General features: G+C 71.2%; 20 protein-coding genes and 1 pseudogene. 17 read left to right on the forward strand and 4 right to left on the reverse strand.

Annotated elements, in window-relative coordinates:
* Positions 1–13: 13 nt before the first annotated feature.
* Positions 14–757, reverse strand: a pseudogene (locus QE412_RS13955) (glutamyl-tRNA reductase); the annotation flags it as partial.
* A gap of 93 nt (positions 758–850) precedes the next feature.
* On the opposite strand from QE412_RS13955, the gene hemE reads away from it, so the two are divergent.
* The 7 genes from hemE (at position 851) to QE412_RS13990 (ending at position 8,099) form a co-directional block, all read left to right on the forward strand.
* A complete protein-coding gene (gene hemE, locus QE412_RS13960) occupies positions 851–1,951 on the forward strand; it encodes a uroporphyrinogen decarboxylase (protein ID WP_307487221.1) in 1,101 nt (366 codons plus the stop codon).
* Entirely contained in the window at positions 1,944–3,461 is a 1,518-nt protein-coding gene (hemG, locus tag QE412_RS13965; RefSeq protein WP_307484997.1) for a protoporphyrinogen oxidase, read from the forward strand. The genes hemE and hemG overlap by 8 nt, the downstream gene beginning before the upstream one ends.
* 82 nt (positions 3,462–3,543) lie before the next feature.
* On the forward strand, positions 3,544–4,539 hold the full coding sequence (locus tag QE412_RS13970; protein WP_307485000.1) for an ABC transporter ATP-binding protein: 996 nt from the start codon (positions 3,544–3,546) through the stop codon (positions 4,537–4,539).
* Positions 4,536–5,384 carry an ABC transporter permease gene (locus tag QE412_RS13975; RefSeq protein ID WP_307485003.1) on the forward strand — a complete coding sequence of 283 codons (849 nt, stop codon included), beginning with the start codon at positions 4,536–4,538 and terminating at the stop codon, positions 5,382–5,384. The genes QE412_RS13970 and QE412_RS13975 overlap by 4 nt, the downstream gene beginning before the upstream one ends.
* 174 nt (positions 5,385–5,558) lie before the next feature.
* Complete coding sequence (locus QE412_RS13980; protein WP_307485006.1) at positions 5,559–6,074, forward strand: hypothetical protein; 516 nt, start codon at positions 5,559–5,561, stop codon at positions 6,072–6,074.
* Positions 6,075–6,335: 261 nt separating this feature from the next.
* Positions 6,336–7,484, forward strand: a complete 1,149-nt coding sequence (locus QE412_RS13985) for a sensor histidine kinase (RefSeq protein WP_307485009.1) — start codon at positions 6,336–6,338, stop codon at positions 7,482–7,484.
* Complete coding sequence (locus QE412_RS13990) at positions 7,485–8,099, forward strand: response regulator transcription factor (protein WP_307485011.1); 615 nt, start codon at positions 7,485–7,487, stop codon at positions 8,097–8,099.
* Between the two features lie 60 nt (positions 8,100–8,159).
* Here QE412_RS13990 and QE412_RS13995 read toward each other — a convergent pair whose 3' ends face one another.
* Both QE412_RS13995 and QE412_RS14000 read right to left on the reverse strand, forming a co-directional pair.
* Entirely contained in the window at positions 8,160–8,831 is a 672-nt protein-coding gene (locus QE412_RS13995) for a SagB family peptide dehydrogenase (protein WP_307485016.1), read from the reverse strand.
* A gap of 2 nt (positions 8,832–8,833) precedes the next feature.
* Positions 8,834–10,855 carry a class III lanthionine synthetase LanKC N-terminal domain-containing protein gene (locus QE412_RS14000; RefSeq protein WP_307485019.1) on the reverse strand — a complete coding sequence of 674 codons (2,022 nt, stop codon included), beginning with the start codon at positions 10,853–10,855 and terminating at the stop codon, positions 8,834–8,836.
* A 149-nt stretch (positions 10,856–11,004) separates the two neighbouring features.
* Between QE412_RS14000 and QE412_RS14005 the strand changes: the two genes are divergently transcribed.
* From QE412_RS14005 to QE412_RS14015, 3 genes are read left to right on the forward strand one after another with little or no spacing between them, the layout of a single operon-like run.
* Positions 11,005–11,406, forward strand: coding sequence for a hypothetical protein (locus tag QE412_RS14005; RefSeq protein WP_307485022.1), 402 nt, complete (start codon positions 11,005–11,007; stop codon positions 11,404–11,406).
* Between the two features lie 3 nt (positions 11,407–11,409).
* Complete coding sequence (locus QE412_RS14010) at positions 11,410–11,820, forward strand: phage holin family protein (RefSeq protein WP_307485027.1); 411 nt, start codon at positions 11,410–11,412, stop codon at positions 11,818–11,820.
* Entirely contained in the window at positions 11,810–12,088 is a 279-nt protein-coding gene (locus QE412_RS14015; RefSeq protein ID WP_307485028.1) for a hypothetical protein, read from the forward strand. The genes QE412_RS14010 and QE412_RS14015 overlap by 11 nt, the downstream gene beginning before the upstream one ends.
* A 253-nt stretch (positions 12,089–12,341) precedes the next feature.
* Here the strand turns inward: QE412_RS14015 and QE412_RS14020 are convergent, their stop codons facing one another.
* Positions 12,342–13,130 (reverse strand): bestrophin-like domain, encoded by a 789-nt coding sequence (locus QE412_RS14020; protein ID WP_307485030.1) that lies wholly within the window; start codon positions 13,128–13,130, stop codon positions 12,342–12,344.
* A 164-nt stretch (positions 13,131–13,294) separates the two neighbouring features.
* Between QE412_RS14020 and hemQ the strand changes: the two genes are divergently transcribed.
* The 7 genes from hemQ (at position 13,295) to cofD (ending at position 20,352) form a co-directional block, all read left to right on the forward strand.
* Positions 13,295–13,966, forward strand: a complete 672-nt coding sequence (gene hemQ, locus QE412_RS14025; protein ID WP_307485032.1) for a hydrogen peroxide-dependent heme synthase — start codon at positions 13,295–13,297, stop codon at positions 13,964–13,966.
* Positions 13,963–14,961 (forward strand): hydroxymethylbilane synthase, encoded by a 999-nt coding sequence (gene hemC, locus QE412_RS14030; RefSeq protein ID WP_307485034.1) that lies wholly within the window; start codon positions 13,963–13,965, stop codon positions 14,959–14,961. Before hemQ ends, hemC begins: the two co-directional genes overlap by 4 nt.
* Positions 14,958–15,773 carry a uroporphyrinogen-III synthase gene (locus QE412_RS14035; protein WP_307485037.1) on the forward strand — a complete coding sequence of 272 codons (816 nt, stop codon included), beginning with the start codon at positions 14,958–14,960 and terminating at the stop codon, positions 15,771–15,773. The genes hemC and QE412_RS14035 overlap by 4 nt, the downstream gene beginning before the upstream one ends.
* Positions 15,770–16,753 (forward strand): porphobilinogen synthase, encoded by a 984-nt coding sequence (hemB, locus tag QE412_RS14040; RefSeq protein ID WP_307485039.1) that lies wholly within the window; start codon positions 15,770–15,772, stop codon positions 16,751–16,753. The genes QE412_RS14035 and hemB overlap by 4 nt, the downstream gene beginning before the upstream one ends.
* Before the next feature lie 207 nt (positions 16,754–16,960).
* Entirely contained in the window at positions 16,961–18,301 is a 1,341-nt protein-coding gene (gene hemL / locus QE412_RS14045; protein ID WP_307485042.1) for a glutamate-1-semialdehyde 2,1-aminomutase, read from the forward strand.
* 98 nt (positions 18,302–18,399) lie between these two features.
* Complete coding sequence (locus QE412_RS14050; protein WP_307485044.1) at positions 18,400–18,879, forward strand: DUF2087 domain-containing protein; 480 nt, start codon at positions 18,400–18,402, stop codon at positions 18,877–18,879.
* Between the two features lie 507 nt (positions 18,880–19,386).
* Positions 19,387–20,352 carry a 2-phospho-L-lactate transferase gene (gene cofD / locus QE412_RS14055; protein ID WP_307485047.1) on the forward strand — a complete coding sequence of 322 codons (966 nt, stop codon included), beginning with the start codon at positions 19,387–19,389 and terminating at the stop codon, positions 20,350–20,352.
* Positions 20,353–20,432: the final 80 nt, after the last annotated feature.

Consider the following 20,432-nt stretch of genomic DNA (forward strand, 5'->3'; position numbering starts at 1 on the left):
TGCACGTGATGACGAGGTCGGCGTGCGCGACGGCCGTGGGAAAGGTCTCGGACGACACGGCACGCAGGCCGTGCTTCGCGGCGAACTTGGCAGCGCGGCCCGACGGCGAGTGCACCGAGATGTCTTCGGCTCCCTGATCGCGCAGGGCCGCGACGGTGGCGGCGGCGTACGCACCGGTGCCGACCAGCAGCACACGCTGCGTCGACCAGTCGGCGATGCGGCTGTCGGCGAGCTCGAGCCCCAGGCGGACGAGCGAGCGGCCCGCGCGGCCGATGGCGGTGGAGTTCTTCACGCCGCGCTGCGCCTCGGACGCCCGCTGGAACAGGCGCTCGAGCTCGGCCGAGGTGGTGCCGAGCTGCCGCGATTCGGTGAGCGCACGGCGCACCTGGCCGGCGATCTCGCCCTCGCCGACGACGACGGATTCGAGGCCGGAAGCCACCGAGAACAGGTGCTCGGCCACGTCGCTGCCGCCGAGGACGGTGTACGAGCCCTCGAGCTCGCCGGCGGGCACGCCGGTGGCCGCTTCGATCGCGGTCAGCGTGGCCTCGATGCCGAGGGCGACCCCGGCGGTGACGGGCTCGTCCATGTCGACGTACGCCTCGAAGCGGTTGCAGGTCGCCACCACGACGGCGCCCTGGACGCACTCGTCGTGCTCGGCGATCAGAGGCGCGACGGGGGTCGCGGGTACGCTGAGCCGCTCGAGGAGCTCGAAGGACGCGGTCTTGTGACTCGCGCTGACGCACAGCAGCACGTTCATATTCTACGCCCGGGTTCCTCGGGGTATTCCGGGCGGCCTCTCGACGTCAAGGCATCCCCCTCCTCGTCGCGGGGCGGATGGGAGGATGGTGCCATGGCCTCCCTCGACGCACCCCTGCTCCGTGCCCTCCGCGGCGATCGCCCCGAGCGGCAGCCGGTGTGGTTCATGCGCCAGGCGGGGCGCTCGCTGCCCGAGTACCGCGAGCTGCGGGTGGGCACGCGCATGCTCGACGCGTGCCTGACCCCCGACCTCGCCGCCGAGATCACGCTGCAGCCCATCCGACGCCACGACGTCGACGCCGCCATCTTCTTCAGCGACATCGTCGTGCCCCTGCGCCTCGCCGGTGTCGACGTCGTGATCGAGCCCGGTCGCGGCCCGGTCTTCGCCGACCCCGTGCGCACGGCGGCCGACGTGGACCGCATCACCGCGATCGACCCCGCCGACGTCGCCGCCGCCGCGGAACCCGTGCGCGAGGCCGCGCGTCGAGTCACCGCCGAGCTCGGCGACGCCGTGCCCCTCATCGGATTCGCCGGGGCGCCCTTCACGCTCGCCGCGTACCTCGTCGAGGGCGGCCCGAGCAAGGAGCACCTGCGCGCCCGCGGCATGATGCACGCCGACCCCGACTCGTGGCACCGCCTGGCCGGATGGCTCGCGAGGGTCTCGCGCGCGTTCCTCGACGCGCAGATCGAGGGCGGGGCGCAGGCCGTTCAGCTGTTCGACTCGTGGGCCGGCTCGCTCTCCACCGCCACGTTCCGCGAGTTCATCGCCCCGCACTCGCACGAGGCGCTCGAGGGCATCGAGGTGCCCCGCATCCACTTCGGCGTCGGTACAGGCGCGTTCCTCGACGACATGCGCCTGGGCGGCCTCGCCGACGCGGTCGGGGTGGACTGGCGGATGCCGCTCGACGAGGCCGCGGCCCTGGTCGGTCCCGACGTCACGCTGCAGGGCAACATCGACCCGGCGCTGCTCGGCGCTCCCTGGCCCGTGCTCGCGGCGCACGTCGACGACGTGCTCGCCCGCGGTCGCGCGGCACGCGCACACGTGTTGAACCTCGGTCACGGCGTGCCGCCCGACACCGACCCCGACGTGCTCACCCGCATCGTCGCTCACGCGCACGGGCACGACCCGGCCCCCCGCGCCGACGCTCTCGCCGCCGGCGACGACACGGTCGGCGGGGCGCGCACGCATGAGTGAGGCGCTCGACCGGCTCGTGCAGCACGCGCACGAGACGCGGGTCGTCGTCGTCGGCGGCGGGATCTCCGGACTCGTCGCCGCCCGCGAGTGCGCCAAGGTCGGTCTGCAGGTCACCGTGCTCGAGGCCTCCGACCTGTTCGGCGGGGTCCTGCGCACCGCCGAGGTCGGAGGACTCACGCTCGACGTGGGCGCCGAGAGCTATGCCACCCGCGGCGGCGTCGTGCGCGACCTGCTCGCCGAGTTGCATCTGACCGACGCGATCGTGTCGCCGAACCCCGCCGGGGCGTGGGTCGCGGGCGTCCCCGGCGTCGGGGCGGCGCCGCTGCCGAAGGGCGGGGTGCTCGGCATCCCCGACAACCCCTTCGCTCCCGACGTGCGGCGCATCATCGGCTGGTCGGGCGCGTGGCGGGCGTACGTCGATCGCGTACGGCCCCCGCTCACCATCGGCCACGCGCACAGCCTCGGCAAGCTCGTGCGCTCGCGCCTGGGCGCACGCGTCCTGGACCGTCTGGTCGCCCCCGTCACCAGCGGCGTGTACTCCGCACGGCCTGACGACATCGACGTCGACCTCGCCGCCCCCGGCCTGAACGCCGCGCTCACCCGCACCGGCTCGCTCACGGGTGCCGTCGCCGATCTGCGCGGACGGCGGACGCACGCACGGCCCGCCGATGCCCCGGCATCCGATGTGCCGGTCGCCCCCGGCTCGGCGAAGGCACCGGCCCCGGGTGGCGCCGTCGAGGGTCTCGCAGGAGGGATGTCGCGCCTGGTCGATGCGCTCGTCGCGGGCCTCCGCGACAGCGGCGTCGATCTCCGCACCGGAGTCGGCGCCGAGAGCCTCACCCGCACCGATGCCGGGTGGTCCGTCGCGACCTCGGTCGACGACGCGCCGCTCGCCGCCCGCGCCGTGATCGTGGCCCTCCCCGAGGGGCCGGCGCGCGCACTCCTGGCCCCGGTGGTCGCCGGACTCGAGCCGGGCGAGCCGGTCGCCCCTGTCGTCGAGGTGGTGACCCTGGTGGTGAACGCCCCCGTGCTCGACCGCGCCCCGCGGGGCACCGGCGTGCTGACGGTGCCCGGCAGCCACACCGCCAAGGCCCTCACCCATTCGAGCGCGAAGTGGGACTGGGTTCGGGATGCCACAGAGCCCGGCATCCATGTCGTGCGCGTCTCGTTCGGCGCGCAGGGCGAAGAGCCCGCGACCGCCGCCCTCGACGACGACGGTGCCGCACGCCTCGCCCTGGCGGAGGCCGCCGCACTCCTGGGCGTCGAGCTGCCGGCATCCGCCCTCGTCGCCTCCCACCGCTCGCGTTACGTGCAGTCGCAGCCGGCCGCCACCATCGGACGCGCCGCCGTCACCGCCGCCGCACGCGGTGCGGTGCGCGCCGTGCCCGGCCTCGGCGCGACGGGCGCGTGGATCGCCGGCACGGGGTTGGCCCAGGTGATCCCCGACGCGCGCGACGAGGCCGATCGGGTGCGCAGCGCCGCGCTCTGGCACCCCGGTCGCTTGTCATAGTCGTAGCCGGATGACACCTGTCATCTCCACCCCGTGACGAGCGGGTCTGATATGCGGCGCTCTCCGAGGGGAGGGTGGGGACATGACCAGGATCACCACCGTTCCCGAACGGATCTCCTCGACTCGTCTCGCGCGAGAGGTCGTGCTCCACGTCGATGGGCTCGTCGTCGACTACGCCGGGGTGCGTGCGGTCGACGGGATCGACTTCGAGGTGCGCCGAGGCGAAGTGTTCGGTCTACTGGGCACCAACGGCGCAGGCAAGACGACCACCCTCGACGTGCTGGAGGGATTCCGTGCCCCGACGTCGGGTGCCGTGCGTGTGTTCGGAGTCGACCCGTTGGTGGAGCGAGACCGGATCTCGCCCCGCATGGGCATCATGCTGCAAGACGCCGGCTTCTTCGAAGACCTCACCGTTCGCCAGACCGTGCGGTCGTGGCGCCGGTTCTACGCTCGGCCGCGCGGGGTCGAAGAAACATTGCAGATGGTGGGGCTGGAGCACCGCGCCACCGTGCGCGTGAAGCAGCTGTCGGGGGGTGAGCGACGCCGACTCGACCTGGGCCTGGCGCTCCTCGGGCATCCCGAGGTTCTCTTCCTCGACGAGCCGACCACGGGCATGGACCCTGAGGGACGCCACCGCTGCCTGCAGATCGTGCGTGACCTGGTCGAGGAGGGCCTCACCGTCGTGCTCACCACGCACTATCTCGAGGAGGCCGAGCAGCTCGCCGATCGCGTCGCGATCATGCACCGCGGCCGGATCCGCACGCAGGGCACGCTCGACGAGGTGCTCGCGGCCCACCGCACCAGTGTCATTCGCTTCGAGCTCGACCCCGCTCGCGTGACCGAGGCCGCCCTGACCGCCCTGATGTGGTCGCCGGGCGCGCACGTTCAGCGATCCGCGACGACGACGGCGGTGTCCATCGACAGCGCTGACCCGCAGGCCGACCTCGGACGGCTGCTCGCCGCCGCCGATCGCACGGGGGTCGCCCTGGACGCCCTGACCGTGACACGGTCCTCCCTCGAAGACCTGTTCCTCGCCCTGGCCGATGAGGCCGCCCCCACGCAAGGAGTCCCGGCATGAGCGCCGCCGTCGTCCTGCGCCCCCGTGTCGCCCCGGTCGATCTCGTCCGGATCGCGCGACTGCTGCCGGCGCAGATCGCCCTGAGCCAGCTCGTCTACTGGAAAGACATCGCGTTCGCCCTGGTCGGCGCGGTCATGCCCCTGGCGCTCGGGCTCCTGCCGGCCGCCCTAGCCGACGCCGACGCCCGGATCGGTGCCGTCCCAGCGCGCGCCTGGCTGCTTGCGGGCGGACTGTCGGTGGCCGTCGTGTTCGTCGTCTACAACGTCATCAACTCCGCTGCCCGCCGCCGAGAGCAGCGCATCTACAAGCGGCTGCGATGCGCCCCGGTGCCCGCCCATGCGGTGCTGCTTGGCGAGGCAATCTCGGCATCCATTCCCGCCGTCGTCCAGGTCGCGGTGATCGTCGTTGCGGGCCGCCTGTGGCTTGGCGTCGACTGGCCGGCGAACGGGCCGCTGCTCCTGGTTGTTGTGGGCGTGGGACTGATCTCGCTCACCATGCTCGCCTTCGGCGTCTCCGGGTTGCTGCCCTCGGGCGAGGTGGCGACGTGGATCGTCACGCCGGTCCTGGCAGCCCTGTTGTACTTCTCGGGGGCGTTCGGCGCTCTGCCCGACAACCCGGTGCTGACCGCCGTGCACCCCTACATCCCATCGGCGGAGATCGTCGACACGGTGCGCACGGCCTACCTCGGGCACGCGGTGACCGGGCAGACGCTCGGCCACGAGGTCGGCCTGACGGGAGGCTTCGCCACCACCTGGCACGCCCTTGTGCTGCTGCTGGTGTGGGCCGCCGGGGGCCTCATGCTCTTCAACTCGTTCTTCCGCTGGGACCCCCGGTCGTCCCGCTGACGACGCCTCTCACCCTCACGATCACATCGCAGACAACGGAGATCACCATGGACCTGAATGCCCTTTTCGACCAGTTCGGATTCGTCGCAGGCGTCGTCCTCGGCGTCGCGGCGGCTGCCTTCGCTTTCGCTCGCAACGTGCTGCGTCGGCGTCGTGAGCGCTGAGACACCGCGGGTGACCGGGCGAGCCGAAACCGCGACCGCCATGGTCGCGGTTTCGGGCTCCCCCGCGCTGCGTCTACGCGGGCTGAGCGCGGATGCCGGCTCGGAGCCGTTGGACATCGACGTCGCCGTCGGAGAGCTATGTTTCCTGCCGGTGGACGCCGCCGAGGGGGCCGCCATCCTGCGCGTGCTGGCGGGCCACGCCGCCGCCGTGCAGGGACGGGCGATCACGCCCGCCGGCAGCGTCGACGTGAGCGTGCCCGGGCACGTGGCCGTCCTGACCCTGAGCGAGCTGGAGGAGGCGGCCGCTGCGGGATCATCCCCCACCCGGATTGTGGGCCTCATCGACCCCCTGCGCGTCGCCGGGGCCGACCCGGCGGCCGAGGGGCGTGCGCGCGACCTGCTTGTCTTCCTCACCGCTGTGGAGGGGCGCACGATCGTGGCATCCGGGCGCGCACCGGCTGACGATGACACCTGTCAGATCCTCGTCGTGACAAGCGCGTCGGAAAAGGCTGATACCGGGCACTGAGGGTCGAATCGGCTCTCCGCGAGAGTCGAAGTGTCACCACTTCACCTCAGAGAACGGATGCCGCAGATGACCATGGACGACCTCAACCAGCTCCCCGCCGTCGAGACCGTCAGCGAGAGCGCCGCGGCGTGGTCGTGCTGGAGCGGCATCTGCTTCTGAGCGTCGGCCGGCGGGGATGCCGCAGCCGCCCCTCACAACGCGGCGGGGAGCGGTGGCATCCCCGTCGGGCTCGATGGTGCCGGTGAGCTATGGTCACTGATGATGAGCACTTCGGACGGGATCCTCGTCGCCTGGTGGCGTCGCCTGTCCGGCGAGTCGCGTGCCAGCATGGTCGGGGCAATCGCTATCGCGATTTTCCTCCTGCTGCTGGCTCTGGCCACCGCGCTCTCGACCCCGGCCCTCTCGATCGCCGTCAATGCCGTCCACGCCGCTGCCGTGTTGGGTGTCGGCTGGATCTTCTTCCACTGCGTGCGGGTCGTGCTGGGCAACGCCGTCCCCCGGCGACTCCTCGTGACACTTCTGCTCGCGGGCATTCCGGTGCTCGCGGCGGCGTGGCTCTACGACTGGACGCTGGGATGCGTGTGGGTCGCTTCGACATTCCTCGTGCTCAGGGGACGGTGGGCGCTGACCTGCCTAGCCGTGACCTTCGCCAACCTGGTCCTCGCCCTGCTGGTGCTCCCCGGCAGCAACGATCAGAGCTTCGAGCTGATCGTCTCGCTCACCCTATTCACGATCTTCGCGATCTATGTACCGATCCGGCTCGTGGTCGTCTCCGACGGCCTCGTTCTCAGCCGCGAAGAGGTGGCCCGCCTGCACGTGGACCGCGAGCGCTCGCGCATCTCGCGAGACCTCCACGACTTGCTCGGGCGCACCCTGGTGGCCGTATCGATGCGTCAGCAGGCCGCTCTGCGCCTCGTAGAGCTCGATCGGGCCGAAGAGGCGGCTCAGCAGATTCGCGCCGCGTACGAGATCGTCGCCGAGGGACAGGCCAAGCTGCGGGCCCTCACTCACGGGCCGACCATCGCCGACCTCCGCGCGGAGGTGACCAGCGCGAGCGAGCTGTGCGCGCGCATCGGCATCGAGTGGGATGCCCAGGTCGAAGACGTCGGCTCGGAGCAGTCGCAGCGTCTGGCCGCCGTGGTTATCCGAGAGGCCGTGACCAACATGTTGAAGTACTCACGCCCGACGCACTGCTGGCTACGCCTGCGTGAGGAGGCCGGCATGCTCGTGCTGTCCCTCGCCAATGACGGCTGTCCGACCGATCTCGTCCTCAACCCCGCCGGCACGGGCCTGCGCGAGCTTGGGTTTCGTTGTGAGAGCGTCGGGGGGACGCTCGATGCCCGAAGCCCCCGCCCGGGAATCTTCCGGGTGCTCGCCCAGGTTCCGACCCTGATCGACCAGGAGGCGTGAATGTCCTCCGTTCTCCGTGTGTTCATCGCGGAAGACATTGACCTCGTCGCCGAGGCGTTCGAGGTGCTTTTGAGTATCGAACCCGATATCGAGGTCGTGGGTCGGGTGAACCGCGGAGACCTTGTGGTCGAGGCCGTTCTTCGTCTGCGTCCCGACGTCGCTGTGCTCGACGTCGACATGCCCGGGTTGACGGGCATCGAGGCCAGCGCGAGCCTGCGAGCGGCCGGCGTGGACTGCAAGATCCTGCTGCTGACGGCGCTTCCCGGCAGCGGACACATCCCACGCGCGTTGGCTGCCGGTGCCAACGGCTACCTGGTGAAGTCGACGACCGGCGCACGCCTCATCGAGGCCGTCCACACAGTGGCCGCCGGCGGCACCGCGATCGACCCCCAGCTCGCTGCGGATGCCCTGCGTTCGGGCGCCAGTCCGCTGACCGAGCGCGAGGTCGAGCTGCTAAAGCTCGTGGGCCAGGGGTTTGCCACCGAAATCATCGCCGAGCGGATGTTCCTCACCAAGGGGACCGTGCGCAACTACCTCTCCAACGCGATGACCAAGCTCGGCGCGGCCACCCGCGCCGAGGCCGTGGCCCGCGCCCGCGAGCGCGGCTGGCTGTAACCGGCTGCGAATGCGAGCCCGTCTCGACGAGGCGCGCACGCTCGCGCCCCGATCCCCCGTTCAGGCTCGCAGCCGGGCGGAGCGGGCACCCCAGTCACCGCCCGGATAGCGGGCCGACCCCGCGGCATCCGAGGGGGGAAGCATTCGCGAAGCCGCCGGGGCCGAGCCGATGATGAACTCGCCCACCGAGGACTCCCGCAGATAGTCCAGCCCGAAGGCCGCCACCGAGGTCTGGCTGTCTCCGCTGCCCAGCCCGCACGCGCCGATCTTCATTGCGGATGCCACGAGGTACATGGTCTGATACAGCGCTCCGACGTGCTTGAGCGAGACTGCGTAGGCCATCGAGCGGTACTTCCACTGCAGCCGCTGGAAACGGGAGGTGAAGGTGAGGAGGGCGTCGGGGTGCACGTCACCGCCGGCCGAGAGCGCCGCCGCCGTTAGCAGTTCGCCGCGCTGCGCCTCGGTGGTGCCGAGCAGTCGCAGCCGATGGGTCTCGGGCTCGTAGTGATAGCAGCCGGGAGCCAGCCCCGCGACCCGTGCAGCGGTGACATAGACCTCCAGCTCGTAGGCGGCACCCCCGGTCGGGTACGGTCGGCGCGTGGCCTGGTACGGCATCCCCCGCAGGGGGCCGTACACGTCTTTGATGCGGCAGCTCCGGAAGAGGAACTCGCCCAGCTCGGCGAGCGTCAGCGGCTCCTCCCCGAACGTGCGGCACGAGTGTCGGGTTTCCATCGTCAGCAGCAGGGAGGGGTCGTGCTGCGCCGTGGTTCCTCCGCCAGCAGGCGTCGTGCGACAGCGGTGAGCGGGCCCGGGTCACCCGCGCCGGTGTCGGCGATTGTCCCTGCGCAGGCGGCCAGGGCCAGGGCGATGCCGGCGAGGCCACGTGCGAGGCCGGTCTGAGGGCGAGGGGGCGCGGCGACGACGGCGTCAACGTGGGCGATCGCCCGGTCGAGCACCCATGCGTCGCGGCCGACCCGGTACAGCGAGAACAGACATGCCGCGCGTCCGGCGTCACCCGTCGACCAGCTAGCGTCCTCGAACGTGGGCGCGGCCGGAAGTCGGTCGGCCAGCTCGCGTGCCGCATCCACGCGTCCGGCCTCCGCCAGCACGCGCAGCACGCCATGCAGCCCCTCGCCCGCGCCGGGGATCGCCGGTGCCCGCCGCGCGTGCTCCTCCAGGGCGTCTATCCACGCCGGTTCCGCGATGTCTCCGCGCGCCCGCAGGGCCGAGATCACGCCCGCGGCTCCATGTGCGACCGACAACGGCGCCGCCGGATGCCGAAACGACCGCACGCCTCCGGGGAACATCCGCCCCGGCGCCTCGGGCGTTGCGACGCGATGGATGCCGAGTCGCAGGGCGGTCTCCAACTCCTCCTGTGGCACGAGCTCTCGGCCGGCGCGGGAGCGGAAGCCCGGGGCGAGGTCGGCCAGACCCGCCTCGTACATGTCGGTGCGGGTGCCCTCGGACCAGGGGCGGTGCACGCTCAGCGCGGGCAGCAACGGGTTGACGAAGAGCGTCTCAAGCGCGTCGGCGGCCGCTAGGTCGGTCGCCGGGGTGGCCTCCAACGACCCGAACCCTGGCGTCACGATGCCTTGGGCGACCTGGACGCCGTCGAGCGCGGCGGACTCGTAGTCGATCAGGTAGGCCTCGTCGCCATCGACGAGCACGTTCTGCGGCGAGACGTCGCCGTGGGCGACGCCGCGGGCGTGGGCGGCGGCGAGGCGATCGCCCACCCGGGCGCGGATGCGGGCGGACCACCGGCGATAGTCGATGCCGGCAGCGTCGATCGTGTGCTCGTCCGCAAATGCGGGAGGGTGACGGGCGGCGAATGAGCGGTGCAGGGTCGTTCCCGGCAGCTGCTCCATCACCAGCAGCGTTCCGTCGGGTGTCTCGACGAGCTCGACCAGTTCGGGCCCGGCGCCGCTGCCGGACAGACGCGTCAGCACCCGTGCCTCGTGGCGCAGGCGTTCGGCTGCGGTAGTGCCGCCGGCATCCAGCCCCGCGTCGCGCCGCCCCTCCTTCACCACGGCAGGGACTCCGCGCCAAAGACCCGCGTACACGCCCCCGCCGGCGGTGCGGTGTAGCACGGTTACGCGCTCCAGCGGCAGCGATATCGCCGGTGCCGCCGCACGGCCGGTCTCGGCGAGTAGCCGGCTGAGCGCCGCGGGCGGTGCGCCTGCCGCGGTACGGTCATCGGGAGCGACGCCGTCGTCGTCGAGCACTCCTGGCACGATGACGCCGTCGCGGGCAATCCATGTCGGCTCGAACGCCCCGTGTCGCACGTGGATCGGGCCGGAACCGATGCGCAGGTCGCCCACGATCGTGGGCCCGCCCGGATGACGCAGCGCTCCATCAAGCTCCGCGCACAGCGCGACGAGTTCGTCGGCCGAGCGAGGGTACGCGACTACGGTCTTGCCCACTTGCGTGCGGGATGCGAACTTGGACCGGCTCCGCCGTTCCACCGCGGCCGACGAGCGCACCTTGAAGGCGATCCGGTGTGCCGAGACGACCTCGATCGCACGCTCGATCTCGGCGGTGAGGTGGGCAATGTCGGGGCTCACGTGCACTTTCCACCCTGACGGGGGCAGGCGGGAGTCGGCCGGCGCGCAGCGGGTCCACCACGCGTCGCGATGCACTCGCCATCCGGCGTGACGTAGCTGCTCGAGCTCGATCAGCGGTGCTTCGGCGAGCAGATGGTCGCCAGCCTCGAAGAAGCAGCGCCCCTCGAAGACGTGCGCGAGGTCGTCCGCCTGCACAGGCACCCCCTTGGTCGTGTCCTCCGACTCGACGATAAACACCCCACGCGCTCGGTCATTGCGCGCCGGTGTCAAGGGTGGATGCCGGAGACGGCATACATGACTACTGTGAGACTCGACCAGCACTCGATCGAGCGTGAGGAGACCCCATGAGGGGCAAAGCAGCACTCGTCGTCGGACTCGTGGCGGGCTACGTGCTCGGAGCACGCGCGGGCCGCGACCGTTATGAGCAGATCAAGGCGCAGGCCGAGAAGGTCTGGGAGCAGCCCGTCGTGCAGGGACAGGTCGAGAAGGTCAAGGCGCTCGGCGCCTCGGCGCTGAAGTCCGTCCCCGGCGTGGTGTGGAAGGGCGCGAAGTCGGTCACCGGTGCCGCGGCCCAGTCCGGCACCGTGCAGGAGCGTGCCGAGCGCGCCGGCCGTGCCGCGAAGCAGTCGGCCTCCGAGGTCGCCGATGTCGTCGAAGACGCCGTCGACGACGCCAAGGATGCCGAGAAGACCGCGACCACGCGCGCCCGCGCGGCCCAGAGCGGCTCCACCTCGTCCGGGAGCTGACGCATGACCACCCCTCGCGGCTTCCGCGACCGCTCCGACGACAGCCTGTTCACGCTGATCGGCGACATCCCCGAGCTCGTCCGCAACCTCGTGGTCGCCGAGATCAACGGTGCCAAGGCGTGGGCGCAGCGCACGGCGAAAGACGCCGGGATCGGCGCCGGATGGTTCGTCGGAGCCCTGATCGTGCTGTTCTGGGCCATTCCGGTGTTCTTCGCGTTCGTCATCGCGGGGCTCTCGTCGTGGTGGCCCGTGTGGTTGTCGGCGCTCGTGGTGTTCGGCGTGATGGTCGTGATCACCGCGGTCCTCGCGCTGTTGGGCTATCTGCGGTTCAAGAAGCTGTCGAATCGCGAGAACCCGGGCGCGGCGATCGCCGAAGACGTCCGCATCGTGAAGGAGGCCGGCAGTGAGTATTGATCGTCCCGTCCCCGTGCCCCGCACCGCGGTGCCCTTGGGGATCACCGACCCCGTCGAGTCTGCCCGCGCCGAGTTGAAGGCGGCGCTGGCGGCCCTCGAAGACAAGGCCAACATCCCGCGTCGCGCGAGCGAGGCCGTCGACCGCAAGGTTCGCGAGGTGCGTCAGAGCGCGCAGCGCAACCCGGGCGCGGCGGCCGCCGTCGTCGCGGGCGTGGCGAGCCTGGTCGGTTTCGCCGTGTGGGGCATCGTCCGCGCGTACACGCGCTGAGACCTCACGGAGCGGTCCGTCCCCGTCCGGGGCGGGCCGCTTCGTCGTTCCGATCGGGCGCCGTCGCCGTGGGGCTGTGCCGTGTGGCGGAGTTGAGCGGTGACTCGCCGTGGCGGGTGGGGGCGTACCGGCGTGTCGGCACCGGACTCCGCACGACGGCCCGCCGCGGCGGCGGTAGACCCCAGCGGGAACAGACCGCGGCCGGGAGACAGGATGCCGGTGGTCCGACGACCGGGTCCGGGGGCGGACGGGTCTACGGTTCGTTCTTGAACAGCCCGTCGAGCAGGTCTTGGAAGTACTCCGGCGTCACGGCGATGGGGCCCGCGTAGGCGTGGTCGAAGCCGGCGATGGCGTACAGCAGCAGGGCGACGAACAGCGCGAGCATGCCCGACATCAGCAGGTGCACGCGGAGGTTCCGCACCTCGATCAGACCGATCAGCACCGCGTTGAGCACGGCGCCCACGCCGAGCACGATCCACAGCACGCTCGGCAGAGCCAGGTGGGTGAGGGCGATGCGGTCGCGCCGATCGTGCACGAGCTGCCGGAACTGCTCGAGCGCCTCCTGCACGTAGACCACCTCGACGGCCGACGAGGGCTCGACGGCGTCGATCGCCTGTTGCATGCGCGTGATGTCGACGTCCGTCTCCGACGGCAGCTCCAGGCGGCGCTGCTGAGGCCAGTCCTCGTCGATCACCCCGCGCGAGTACTGGATGATCTGCTGCTGAAGTTCACCCGACTGCGGCTCGGGCAGCAGCGTCGCCGTGCGGTACAGCGAGGCCAGCGACGACGACTCCTCCAGCACGACGCCGTCGACCTCGGTGAAGTTGCCGTAGGCGGCGGCGGCGATCAGCGCGAGGGTGACACCGTAGAAGACGCCGTAGGCGCCGACAGCATAGCTGAGCACGCGGTCCCACTCCTCGCCCTGCGGGGCGACGCGGAAGACCCACTTGCGCAGCACCAGCAGGATCCCGCAGGAGATGCCCACCACGAGCACGATGAACACGGGCAGCCCCACGTACATGGGGAGGTCATACAGCCACATCGGGCACCCTTTCGCGACGGCGTCCCCCGACGTCGTCGTCGCACAGTACCAACGCACGCGCGCGACACGCGTGCCGGTGGTTGCGCGCCGGTCGTGGCGTGGCGGTGCTTCGGTGGCGAGTCAACCGGTTTGGATGCCCGCGCCGACGGGACGAAACTGGTGTCATGTCCGACGACAGCTCCTCTTCCGTGTACACCCTGTGGGCGGTCTTCCGCCGCGACCCCGAGAACCCCGTCACCGCCCCCGACGCCACCGAGCTCGCCGACCTCGTCTCCCTCATCGAGGCAGACGGTGTCACCGTGCGCGGCTTCTACGACGTCAGCGGCCTGCGCGCCGACGCCGACCTGATGGTGTGGCTGCACGGCGAAGACCCCCAGGCGCTCCAGCGCGACCTGCGGCGCCTCCGTCGTACCGAGCTGCTGAAGAACCTGCTCCCCACGTGGAACGCCATGGGTGTGCACCGCGACGCGGAGTTCAACCGCTCGCACGTGCCCGGCTTCCTCCGCGGCATCGAGGCGCGGCAGTGGCTGTGCCTGTACCCCTTCATCCGCAGCTACGAGTGGTACCTGCTGCCCGAGGAGGAACGCCGCGAGATGCTGATCGAGCACGGCAAGAAGGGGTCGGTCTACAAGGGCGTCATCGCCAACACCGTGGCATCCTTCGCCCTCGGCGACTACGAGTGGCTCCTGCCCCTCGAGGCCGACGTGCTGACCGACCTCGTCGACATGATGCGCGACCTGCGATACACCGAGGCGCGTCGACACGTCCGGGAAGAGGTGCCGTTCTACACGGGACGCCTCGTGACCCTCGACGAGATCCCCGAGATCCTTCAGTGACCGCCGCCCTGCGCCTCGGCACGCGCCGGAGCGCTCTGGCGATAACGCAGTCGCAGATGGTCGCCGACGCCGTGGCCGCGGCATCCGGTCGTGCTGTCGAGCTCGTGCCAATCGTCTCCGAGGGAGACGTCAACCGTGCGTCGCTGTCGCAGCTGGGCGGTCGTGGCGTGTTCGCCAACGGTCTGCGCGAGGCGCTCGCCGCCGACCGGTGCGATTTCCTCGTGCATTCGCTGAAAGACCTGCCGACCGCGCAGCCCGAGGGGCTCGTCATCGCCGCGACGCCGACGCGGGAAGACGCCCGCGACGTCGTCGTCACCCGCGACGGCATACCCCTCGGCGCGCTCGCCCCGGGGTCGCGGGTCGGCACCGGGTCGCCCCGCCGCATCGCGCAGGCGCTGCGGCACAACCCGCGGCTCGACATCCACGACATCCGCGGCAACGTCGACTCCCGCCTCGCGCGCGTGCGCGACGGAGAACTGGATGCCGTCATCCTCGCCGCCGCGGGGATCTCGCGGCTCGGCGGCGATCTGGGCGGACTCCGCGCCGAGCCGCTGGGGCTGGCGGAGTGGCCCACCGCGCCGGGCCAGGGTTCACTCGCGGTCGAGACGCGCAGCGACATCGACGCGGACATCCTGGCCGCGCTCGCGCAGCTCGACGACGAGGACACCCGCGTCGCGATCACCGCCGAGCGCACCGTGCTTTCGGCGCTGGACGCGGGATGCAGCGCCCCGGTGGGGACGCATGCGGCCCTCTCCGACGGCGATCTGCGGGTGCGCGCGGTGGTCTATGCGCTCGACGGTACGCGAAGGATCGGGATAGACCGGACGGTGCGACTCGCACCGGGGTATGGTGGGGAAACGGGCAGCGGCAACGAAGCGGGTGCTGCCGACGACGGGGGACCGATCGCGCGTGCGACGCGAGCGGGCCGAGAAGCCGCGCGTCGGTTGCTCGAACGTGGGGCGGCCGACCTGGTACCACGAGAGTCGACCACATGAATGAAGGCCACCGGCACACGCCGTACCCTCCGACGGGCAGCGTGCCCAAGCCGCTCGCCGGCCGTCGCGTGCTCGTTCCGCGCGGGGGACCCTGGGGTGACGGTGTCGCCGCCAGCCTGCGCCAGCGTGGTGCCGTTCCCGTGATCGCTCCGCTGATCAACTTCGCGCCGACGAACGACCAGGCGACCCTCGAGCAAGCGCTCGCCGACCTCGCCGGCGGGGTGTTCGACTGGCTCACGCTCACCAGCGCGACGACCGTCGACGTGCTCTATGCCTACAAAGCCGTCATCCCCGCCGAGACGAAGGTCGCGGTGGTCGGTGAGACGACGGCGGCAGCGATGCAGGCGGTCGGCTACCACGTCGACCTCGTGCCCGAGCGCGACAACTCGGCGCAGGGCATGGCCGAGCAGATGATCGCCATCGAGACCGCGCCGCGCAAGGTGCTCACCTTGCGGAGCGAAATCGCCAAGCCCGTGCTCACGCGCCTGCTCATCGAGGCGGGTCACGACGTGCGCAGCGTCGTCGCCTACCGCACGGTCGGCGTGCCCGTGTCCGAGAAGGTCGCCGGCGACGTGCACTCGGGCCGTATCAACGCCATCCTCGTCACCAGCGGTTCGGTCGCCGAACAGGTGGTCGATCAGTTCCCCGAGATCCCGGCATCCACCGTCATCGCCGCGATCGGTCCCCGCACCGCGAAAGACGCCAAGCGCGCGGGCCTCAGCGTCGACGTCGTGGCCGAGACGCAGACCGTCGAGTCGCTGATCGAGGCCGTCTCTCGCTTCACCCTTCCCCCCGACGAATCGACCTCATGAGTTTTCCCGAGCACCGTCCGCGGCGCCTGCGCCGTACCCCCGCCGTCCGTCGTCTCGCTCGCGAGACGCACCTCGTGCCGTCGCAGCTCGTTCTGCCGATGTTCGTGCGCGAGGGCATCGCCGAGCCGAGCCCGATCGGGTCGATGCCCGGCATCGTGCAGCATTCGCTCGACTCGTTGCGCCGGGCGGTCGCCGAAGCGGCCGAGGAGCGTATCGGCGGCGTCATGCTGTTCGGCGTGCCCGAGACGCGCGACGCCGTGGGGTCGGGCGCCGATGACCCGAACGGCATCCTGAACGTCGCGACCGAGGCCGTCGTGGCCGAGGTCGGCGACGCGCTCGTCGTGCAGACCGACCTGTGTCTCGACGAGTTCACCGATCACGGGCACTGCGGGGTCCTTCAGGCCGACGGTGCGGTCGACAACGACGCGACCCTCGAGCGGTACACGGCGATGGGTCTCGCACAGGCACGTGCGGGCTCGGCCCTGCTCGGGCTGTCCGGCATGATGGACGGCCAGGTCGCCGCGGTGCGCGAGGCCCTGGATGCCGAGGGCTTCACCGACACGCTGATCCTGGCGTACTCGGCCAAGTACGCCGGCGCCTTCTACGGGCCGTTCCGCGAGGCCGTCGACTCGCAGCTGAAGGGCGACCGTCGCTCGTATCAGCTCGATCCCGGCAACGGACGCGAGGGTGTGCGCGAGGCCCTGCTCGACGTCGAAGAGGGCGCCGATATCGTCATGGTCAAGCCCGCGCTTCCGTATCTCGACGTTCTCGCCGACGTGAAGGCGTCGGTCGACGTGCCGGTGTGGGCGTACCAGGTGTCGGGTGAGTACGCGATGATCGAGGCCGCTGCCGCCCACGGCTGGATCGACCGCCGCGGCGCGATCCTCGAGAGCCTGCTCGGTATCCGTCGTGCCGGCGCCGACGCGATCCTGACGTACTGGGCGCTCGAGGCCGCCCGCTGGCTGCGCGCCGAGCTCTGATCGGGTGCCGTCGGCCGTGTGGACCGCCTCGGTCGCCGATGCCGGTTCGGGCGCCGTCGCGCTCGCGCCGGCCGCTACCGGAACGCCGTTCTCGCCGGCGATCGCGCGGTCGGCGCACGACTCCGGAAGAATCGACTCTGCAGTCCTCCCGGACCCCCGACCGTCCTATTTCTCCTGACTTGTGCACATCGAGAGGATGAGCAGCACATGACCGACCTGAACGACCAGTGGTTCGCCCGCGCCAAGGACGTCATCCCCGGCGGTGTGAACTCGCCCGTGCGCGCCTACGGCTCCGTCGGCGGGACCCCCCGCTTCGTGCAGTCCGCCTCGGGACCCCGGATCACGGATGCCGCGGGCCGCGAGTACGTCGACCTCGTCGCCTCGTGGGGTCCGGCACTGCTCGGGCACGCGCATCCCGAGGTGGTCGGGGCGGTGCAGGCAGCGGCATCCCGGGGTCTGTCCTTCGGTGCGCCGACAGGTGCCGAGGTGGAGCTCGCCGACCTCATCGCCCAGCGCGTGCGGGTCGGTGACCTCAAGCCCGTCGAGAAGGTGCGCCTGGTGTCGACCGGCACCGAGGCGACGATGACGGCCATCCGTCTGGCGCGCGGCGTCACCGGCCGCGACCTGCTCATCAAGTTCGCGGGGCACTACCACGGCCACTCCGACGGACTGCTGGCGGCCGCAGGCTCCGGCGTCGCCACCCTGGCCCTGCCCGGTTCGGCCGGTGTTCCCGCTCCGATCGCGGCCCAGACGCTCGTGCTGCCGTACAACGACCTCGACGCCGTGCGGGAGGCCTTCGCGGTCCACGGCGAGAACATCGCCGCGATCATCGTCGAAGCGGCCTCGGCGAACATGGGCGTCGTGCCGCCGCTGCCCGGCTTCAATGCGGCGATCGCCGACATCGCGCACAGCCACGGTGCCCTGCTCATCATGGACGAGGTGCTGACCGGCTTCCGCGTGCACCCGGCCGGCTTCTGGGGCCTGCAGGCCTCGCGAGGCGAGACGTACCTGCCCGACATCCTGACGTTCGGCAAGGTCGTCGGCGGAGGGATGCCGCTGGCCGCGCTCGGTGGTCGCTCCGACGTCATGGACCACCTCGCTCCGCTCGGCCCCGTGTACCAGGCCGGCACGTTGTCGGGCAACCCGCTCTCGGTCGCGGCGGGCTTGGCGACCCTGCGTCTGGCGACGCCGGAGGTGTACGCCACGGTGGATGCCGCCGCGACCCGGGTGGCCGATGCCCTGGATGCCGCTCTGACGGCCGAAGGCGTCGTGCACACCGTGCCGCGGGCGGGCTCGCTGTTCGGTGTCGCGTTCGTCCCCGAGGTGCCGCGCGACTACGCCACGGCGCTCACGCAGCAGTCGTACCGGTACGCCCCGTTCTTCCACGCGATGCTGGATGCCGGCATCTCGCTGCCCCCGAGCGTGTTCGAGGCGTGGTTCCTCACGGCCGCCCACGACGATGCGGCGCTCGAGAGCGTGATCGACGCGCTGCCGGGGGCGGCGAAGGCCGCGGCCGAAGCGCTCGACCCGACGCTGCTCGCGCAGTAGCAGCCGCGGGCGCCGCGCGCGATCGCCTCACGTTCCGCGCTGTGCCCTCCGTGCCCGCAGAAGCAGGGAACGGCTCGACGTCATGGAAGGGAGCAGTCGTGGCGAATTCTCTCCGTCCCGTCCGTTCACTCATCGCGATGCTTCGTCGCCCGCAACTCCGATCGGCTATCGGTCACGCACTCCTCGAGGACGAGCAGTCCAGAGAGAGCGACCTGATGCAGAATGTGGCGAAGCTCGGTTTCGTCGAGCTCGTGGGTGATACCTACGCGGTCAGCGACAGATTCCTCGCAGAGGCTCTGGACGCCCTGGAAGAAGAGCTGGGGCCCCTTTCCGTTCTCCGCGGTGACGCGATTTCTCTCGGGGACCTCGCACCCGGTGAGGTAGACAGCTCGGTGGCGGCGGTGGCGCGGCGCGTCCTCGGGGAAGGTGAGCGCATCACCGAGGGGGCGCTGAACGAGAGACTTCGGATGTTCGTCGGCGACGTCGCGTTCTTTCGCCGACACGCGGTGGACACCGGCGTGATCGAGCGAGAACCCGACGGGTCTTGGTACTGGCTCGCACCGGCGCCAGGGCGGTGACAGCGGGGCCGCGAGCCGAGAGCCGTGGCCGGGCTCACGGAGACGGGCCGCGCCGATCTCATCCCTGAGAGGGAGACATCTCGTCCATTGCGACGATGTGCTCGTGTTCGCCGATGACGCAGTCTGGGGACATGCACGCCATTCCCGCTGCGCCCGTTCGTCCGTCGGTCCTGTCGCGCCTCGCGGCGTGGTGGCCGACGTCGATGGCTCCGCGTCGCAGGCGGTCGACGTGGCAGCCGTGTCCGCGTCGACGTTCCTGAGCGGGATGGGCAGATGACGCAGCGATGTCGCGTCCCGAACGTCTGACGATGGCGGCGATCGCAGGCGTGCAGAGGGTGCGGTCGCGATGCGCGGATCTTCGCTGGTGGCGGTGACGCCACCAGCACCGGCGCCTCGGCCTCTCACGAAGAGAACAGCTCTGTCACCCGCGCGAGCGTAGGCGTGCTCCCCTGAGCGAGCAGCAACATGTGAATGATCTCCTCCCACCGCGGGTGAAAGACTGGACAGATGCTTTCTCCCCAGCCCCGTGTCGTCGTTCTCGCCGGTGGAGTCGGGGGGTCGAAGTTCACGCTGGGCGTCCGTGCTGCGCTCCGGCGGCTCGGTGCGCCCGAGGCCACCGTCGTCGTCAACACCGGCGACGACCTGTGGCTGTCGGGCGTGCGCCTGCAGCCCGACGTCGACTCGATCACCTACGCCCTCGCCGGCGTCAACGACACGGTCCGCGGCTGGGGTCGCGCGGGCGACTCCGAACGCGTCAACGAGGAGCTGCAGGCGTGGGGTGCGGGCTGGCCGTGGTTCACGCTCGGCGACCTCGATCTCGGCACCCATCTCGCCCGCACCGGCTGGTTGCGGGAGGGCCTCACCCCGACGCAGGTGCTGGAGCGTATGGCGGAGCGCTGGCCGCTCGGCATCCGGATGCTGCCCATGACCGACAGCGAGGTCGACACGCACGTGCTGCTCGAGGACGGGCGGCGCCTGCACTTCCAGGAGTGGTGGACGCGGCACCGCGCGCAGCTGACACCGCGCGCTTTCGAGAACCCGGGGATCACGGATTCCGAGCCCGCCCCCGGGGTCGCGGATGCCCTCGCGGACGCCGACGTGGTGCTGCTGGCGCCCTCGAACCCCGTGGTGTCGATCGGTCCGATCCTCGCCGTCCCCGGCATCCGGGACGCGTTGCGCGCCACGTCGGCGCGTGTGGTCGGCGTCTCGCCGATCATCGGCGGGCGCGTGGTGCGCGGGATGGCCGACGTGTGCCTGACGGCGATCGGGGTGGAGACCTCGGCCGCCGCCGTCGCGCGACACTACGGCGCGCGGTCGGACGACGGCCTGCTCGACGCCTGGCTGCTGGCCGAGGAAGACGAGGACGCCGCGGCCGAGGTCGAGGCGGCGGGCATCGGGGCGGTCGTCGAGCCGCTCTGGATGCGCGACGAGGAGGCGTCGGCCGTGATCGCCGAGGCGGCTCTCCGGGCGTGAGCCGGCGCGGGGTGCCCGGCCGGTGCGCCCCGCCCGCGAGCGGAATCGGCAGATGCGCAACGACCTCGGATGCCGTGGGG

It is taken from the genome of Microbacterium trichothecenolyticum, assembly GCF_030818955.1.
GTDB lineage: Bacteria > Actinomycetota > Actinomycetes > Actinomycetales > Microbacteriaceae > Microbacterium > Microbacterium trichothecenolyticum_B.

What these genes read in the sequence shown, in the direction of transcription:
- cofD (WP_307485047.1), top strand. Translation starts at nt 19,387, where the DNA reads ATGCTTTCTCCCCAGCCCCGTGTCGTCGTTCTCGCCGGTGGAGTCGGG.
- hemB (WP_307485039.1), top strand. Translation starts at nt 15,770, where the DNA reads ATGAGTTTTCCCGAGCACCGTCCGCGGCGCCTGCGCCGTACCCCCGCC.
- QE412_RS13995 (WP_307485016.1), bottom strand. Translation starts at nt 8,831, where the DNA reads ATGGAAACCCGACACTCGTGCCGCACGTTCGGGGAGGAGCCGCTGACG.
- QE412_RS13975 (WP_307485003.1), top strand. Translation starts at nt 4,536, where the DNA reads ATGAGCGCCGCCGTCGTCCTGCGCCCCCGTGTCGCCCCGGTCGATCTC.
- hemG (WP_307484997.1), top strand. Translation starts at nt 1,944, where the DNA reads ATGAGTGAGGCGCTCGACCGGCTCGTGCAGCACGCGCACGAGACGCGG.
- QE412_RS14035 (WP_307485037.1), top strand. Translation starts at nt 14,958, where the DNA reads ATGAATGAAGGCCACCGGCACACGCCGTACCCTCCGACGGGCAGCGTG.
- hemQ (WP_307485032.1), top strand. Translation starts at nt 13,295, where the DNA reads ATGTCCGACGACAGCTCCTCTTCCGTGTACACCCTGTGGGCGGTCTTC.
- QE412_RS14020 (WP_307485030.1), bottom strand. Translation starts at nt 13,130, where the DNA reads ATGTGGCTGTATGACCTCCCCATGTACGTGGGGCTGCCCGTGTTCATC.
- QE412_RS13970 (WP_307485000.1), top strand. Translation starts at nt 3,544, where the DNA reads ATGACCAGGATCACCACCGTTCCCGAACGGATCTCCTCGACTCGTCTC.
- QE412_RS14005 (WP_307485022.1), top strand. Translation starts at nt 11,005, where the DNA reads ATGAGGGGCAAAGCAGCACTCGTCGTCGGACTCGTGGCGGGCTACGTG.
- QE412_RS13990 (WP_307485011.1), top strand. Translation starts at nt 7,485, where the DNA reads ATGTCCTCCGTTCTCCGTGTGTTCATCGCGGAAGACATTGACCTCGTC.
- QE412_RS14010 (WP_307485027.1), top strand. Translation starts at nt 11,410, where the DNA reads ATGACCACCCCTCGCGGCTTCCGCGACCGCTCCGACGACAGCCTGTTC.
- hemE (WP_307487221.1), top strand. Translation starts at nt 851, where the DNA reads ATGGCCTCCCTCGACGCACCCCTGCTCCGTGCCCTCCGCGGCGATCGC.
- hemL (WP_307485042.1), top strand. Translation starts at nt 16,961, where the DNA reads ATGACCGACCTGAACGACCAGTGGTTCGCCCGCGCCAAGGACGTCATC.
- QE412_RS13985 (WP_307485009.1), top strand. Translation starts at nt 6,336, where the DNA reads ATGAGCACTTCGGACGGGATCCTCGTCGCCTGGTGGCGTCGCCTGTCC.